The organism is Vibrio sp. 10N.239.312.C11 (assembly GCF_041466065.1).
GTDB lineage: Bacteria > Pseudomonadota > Gammaproteobacteria > Enterobacterales > Vibrionaceae > Vibrio > Vibrio tasmaniensis_A.
On sequence record NZ_JBFSRZ010000106.1, the window covers coordinates 1 to 4273 of the forward strand.

The following is a 4273-nucleotide window of genomic DNA, read 5'->3' on the forward strand; positions in this document are numbered from 1 at the left end:
CTGATCAGATCGTAGGTTCTTGATTTAGTTCCATTGAATTACGCAACAAAGCCGAGTAGTACGGTACTTTTTATTTTTGAAGGGCGTAAAACAGAACCCAATATCGCAAACAACCTAGCCAGATTTTTTATAAATGAAGAATCAAACTCATTACTAAGGGCATCTTATGGTTGTAACATTTATCAACTATACACAAAAATTAAGGATGACCCTTATATAGAGATGTATGACGTAATTGTTGAAGAAATCAAAAAGAAGCAAGTTATTACACAAACAGACCAAGATGTCTTAGATATTGAAGATTACGACGAAATTAGTGATATATACTTATTTTTCGATTATGACTGTCATTGTTCTAATGCGAACGATGAGCACTTGCAAGAAATGTTAGAACATTTTAATGATTCTCAAGATAAGGGGCTTTTGTGTGTTAGCTATCCAATGGTTGAAGCAATAAGACATCAGTTCGGCACTCAACCTACTCAAATCATACACCCCATTGAAAATGATGATTTACTCGGTTATAAAAATTGGGTTAATACAGGCCCCAATCTTTCTAGGAGCTATCACAATTGGGGTGCATATGATCTCAATATATGGAAAGAAATTACGGAATCCAACCTAATTCGGGGCAATATTCTGGTTCATCAAACAGCTGTCCTACCTACCCAACAACTAGAACAATTCAATATCTTTGAAGAACAATTGTCACAGCATATCCCTCAAAGGCAAATAGCAGTCCTATCGTCTTTCCCATTTATGTTGTACGACTTTTATGGCAAAGGCCTCTTCCCCTTGCTCGATAATAACTAGTAGTTTTAGTTTTCCATATAGGCTCCACTCCATGGAGCCTAAACGTTACTCCTTAACTAAATCTGCTAGTATTCGAGCATACTTAAGCAACTTTGTTGACGTCTTAAGTTCTAGTTCGGATTGTATTTCAACTAATGCTATACCTAGTATCATTTGCTGTGCAGATATAAGCTGTCCTGTTGGTAGCTCTATTTTGTCGTAATGTATTTTGAATTTTTTCCACTCATCCGTCACGCCTAACCCTCTTCCTCTGACTATCCTCATAAGCCTTTTGCATTCAGGTGGGATTGTTTGACCCTCATCCCACCTTGTGACAGTTCTCACACTTTTGAAACACAGATTAGCGGTTTGTTCTTTAGTTAATTGGCACTCCAATTTACGAAAAATGTAATTCTTACTCATTTCGCGATACTTCAATGATAAAACCTCTAAATACAAGAGGTTGTATTGAACTGGTAATATATGCACCATTAAACATAATCAGACATAATACGAATCAAAGGTGTAAGCCTCAGATAGTAATGTCACTTTTGAGCCAGATTAAAATGTCACCTTAGCACTGGTTTAGGTTTAGTGGGATATTTAGATGGAAGTGATTTTTTCTTTTTCGCCATGTTGAACCCTCGTCTGCGTAGACCATCAGCCTATCAGAGGTGGCAAAAACGCTTTACTGTTTGCTCAGCAAAAACCGACGTAAATCTCGCTCCGCGCGCATCAGAAACAAGATGTACACCTTGTCACCTTCTTGCTTGTAGAAAACTCGACATGGATTCACTACGACTTCGCGATAATTAAAGTGCTCAAGCTCAGGAGACAGACGCCCAGACTCGGGAAAGTCGCTGAGACGTTCAACTTTGTCGAAAATGTTTCGAACCAGCTGTTTGGCCGCGACTAAGTTTTCAAGGGCAATGTATTCCGCGATATCGTTAAGGTCCGATAACGCGGGCTCACTCCAAATCACTTCAGCCATTTTGACATCTTGTCTTTGGCTTCGTCATGACTCAGCGCCTTGCCTTCAGAAATGGCGCGCTCACCGCGTGCGATCCCTTCGAGGATAGCCAAGCGGTTTTGCATAAATTGGTAGTCGTCAACATCCACGAGATACGCTGAAGGTTTGCCATGCTCGGTGATCAACACGGGCTCTTTGGTGTCGTGCAGGTCAGCAAGGATTTTGGTAGCTTGACGCTTAAGAGAAGTTACGAGCTCGACTTTCATATAAATGACTCCAATAAAAGATTAGAGTGATACTATTGTATCACTCTCGTTCTTACAAGTTTAGCGCAGAAAAATACCGCGTATAACATCATATTCAATCACTTTTCTTATATTATTCCAGAATGTTAGCTCAACTCTTTTAACGTGAGCGCTTTCATAATTAAGTAAAAGTTCATCCGCGTACTTGATGCTTTGTGTATCTGTGATCTTATGGTAAGCCACTCTCATAAACAGTCCAGCGAAAGCGACTAATATTAAATACCAAGCCAAATTAGGAAGACCAATCGTTAATTCAAAGAGTTCTGTCGTCGTGATTAGTGAGATAAGCGCCACACATAAAAAAGCTGCGGGTAAGGCTGACACCATATACAAGGTGAAATTTTTCAGTGGTCTATAAAAGTACTCTCGAAATCGCTTTGTATCATCAACGTATTGCTCTTTGAAGCGATACTGCTAAAATCAAATCATCTTGCTTCGTATTGACGTTTATATCGATAATAAGTTCATAAAATCAGATGGTTACACAAAACCACTATTAGTTTAAAAGCTCTACATTTGGTAAGATATTCAAGGAATCAATAACTTATTATATAAAAGGCTTAATATGAAAATCGGTATGGTTGCCCTATCACTATTCACCGCTTTTGGCATGAGTTCATACGCGCTTGCTAATGAAAATGACACAGCAGCTAAAGATCTCGGTCATTTTTATGCAGGTGTAGATGTCGGATTTTATAATGAAACCGAATTAGAATACCGCGGTAGCAAAATTGAAGATTCTTCTGATCTAGCTGATTTGAGTTATAACTTAGTTGGCGGTTATGAGTTCAATACACACGATGTAGTAAAGCTGGGATTAGAAGCGGAGTACCGAAAAATTGGCAAAGTTAACTTTGCTCAAATGATGGATATTGAAGGCCAAGCCTTCTTCGTGAATGTTAAGCCCAAATTCATCGTTAAAGGCGACGTCTTGGATTTGTATGTCTCCCTGTTAGCAGGCGTTGGATCTATTGATACGGAAATCAAAGCCTTTGGGCTCTCAGCTTCTGAATCTGAGGCCGCTTACCAAATCGGTGGAGAATTTGGCGCAATAATTACCGACAATATCGACGTTCATGTTGGTTACCGCTCTGCACATATTGAAATAGAGTCCATCGATGTTTCGTCCAAAACAGCATACATTGGTGCACGATACCATTTCTAAAGTTCCTTCAATGGCTAGACCAATTTATTGCGGTCAACTAGCCTAACATTGCAAATAGTCCGATCTCTTTGAGGTCGGATTTACCACTATTGGTTCACTTAACTTCCTTTACATTGCCTCCAAATATAGACCTATTCTTCCACCAATACAAAGTTACGGTGCAACTTATTAAAAAAACCAGCGCTGTTGCAAGATAAATCACTCAAACAGGCTTCTATTCTGGTTTGAAGGTGCTTCACCCTTGGTAAAGCCGTCACTTGTTTACAAGCTGTATAAAAACACCCTATTCCATGAAAAAACAAAACACACCAGAACTCGATCAACCTGTTATCGATGCTAGAGAAATTCAAACGGACAAAGACCTGTATTAAATCCGATTAGCATAAGTCGTACAGAGCTTGACTGAGAAGCGCCAAATGCACGGCCTTACTCCCCATTAAAGCAATCAATATAACTAATTGAGTAGTCAAAATAACCATTTTAAATCAATGATATAAAAATGGTCGTAAGTTTAATCTATACTCCGCGCCTAAATTAAAACGGAGCCGTTACTTTGCAAACAACCAATTATCAAAAGCAAGCGATGATCTTATTTGCACTATTAACAATTGGGTCGGCTTTCGTTAACGCTTACGGGATGGTCGCAACCATTAGTGAACAAGTCATATCCTTCATTTCATCGCTTATCAGTTATATTGTCATCGTAGCTCTGTTCTTAAGATTCACGAATGTGGACGTGATTAATTCCAAGTATCGTACCTTGATAGGTGCGAGTTTTGTTTGCATCACCATCTTAGAGAATATTTACCCAATGGTAATGCTCAGAAGCCAAGCGCTTACTAGAGAGTACTACGTTATTTTTTCGATTAAGCTAGCAATCAATAGCTATATAGCGAATGTGATAGTGCATGAAACCAATGTACTTGGCCAGTTTCTAAAGGCGCCATTATTAGATTCTATACTAATGAAGATCAAAGCACGTTTAGATGGCTTTGTTGCGTAATTCAATGGAACTAAATCAAGAACCTACGATCTGATCAG

6 protein-coding genes are annotated in these 4273 nt (G+C 38.9%); 3 read left to right on the forward strand and 3 right to left on the reverse strand.

Translation table 11 applies throughout. The features are described from left to right. Positions 1 to 33: 33 nt before the first annotated feature. The gene (locus tag AB6D07_RS22550; protein ID WP_372140758.1) at positions 34 to 813 is read left to right on the forward strand and encodes a hypothetical protein; all 780 of its coding nucleotides are present in this window, start codon (positions 34 to 36) and stop codon (positions 811 to 813) included. A 45-nt stretch (positions 814 to 858) separates the two neighbouring features. On the opposite strand, the gene AB6D07_RS22555 is transcribed toward AB6D07_RS22550, so the two are convergent. From AB6D07_RS22555 to AB6D07_RS22565, 3 genes are all read right to left on the reverse strand, one after another. Continuing rightward, positions 859 to 1230 carry a hypothetical protein gene (locus AB6D07_RS22555; RefSeq protein ID WP_029222959.1) on the reverse strand — a complete coding sequence of 124 codons (372 nt, stop codon included), beginning with the start codon at positions 1228 to 1230 and terminating at the stop codon, positions 859 to 861. A 250-nt stretch (positions 1231 to 1480) separates the two neighbouring features. Continuing rightward, positions 1481 to 1783 carry a type II toxin-antitoxin system RelE/ParE family toxin gene (locus tag AB6D07_RS22560; RefSeq protein WP_017103189.1) on the reverse strand — a complete coding sequence of 101 codons (303 nt, stop codon included), beginning with the start codon at positions 1781 to 1783 and terminating at the stop codon, positions 1481 to 1483. After that, entirely contained in the window at positions 1771 to 2028 is a 258-nt protein-coding gene (locus AB6D07_RS22565) for a type II toxin-antitoxin system Phd/YefM family antitoxin (protein ID WP_016787072.1), read from the reverse strand. The genes AB6D07_RS22560 and AB6D07_RS22565 overlap by 13 nt, the downstream gene beginning before the upstream one ends. A gap of 604 nt (positions 2029 to 2632) precedes the next feature. Here AB6D07_RS22565 and AB6D07_RS22570 point away from each other — a divergent pair. Beyond that, positions 2633 to 3232: a porin family protein gene (locus tag AB6D07_RS22570; RefSeq protein WP_017103191.1), complete on the forward strand. Its 600-nt coding sequence runs from the start codon at positions 2633 to 2635 to the stop codon at positions 3230 to 3232. A gap of 553 nt (positions 3233 to 3785) precedes the next feature. Then, positions 3786 to 4235: a hypothetical protein gene (locus tag AB6D07_RS22575; protein WP_017103192.1), complete on the forward strand. Its 450-nt coding sequence runs from the start codon at positions 3786 to 3788 to the stop codon at positions 4233 to 4235. Positions 4236 to 4273 lie beyond the last annotated feature (38 nt).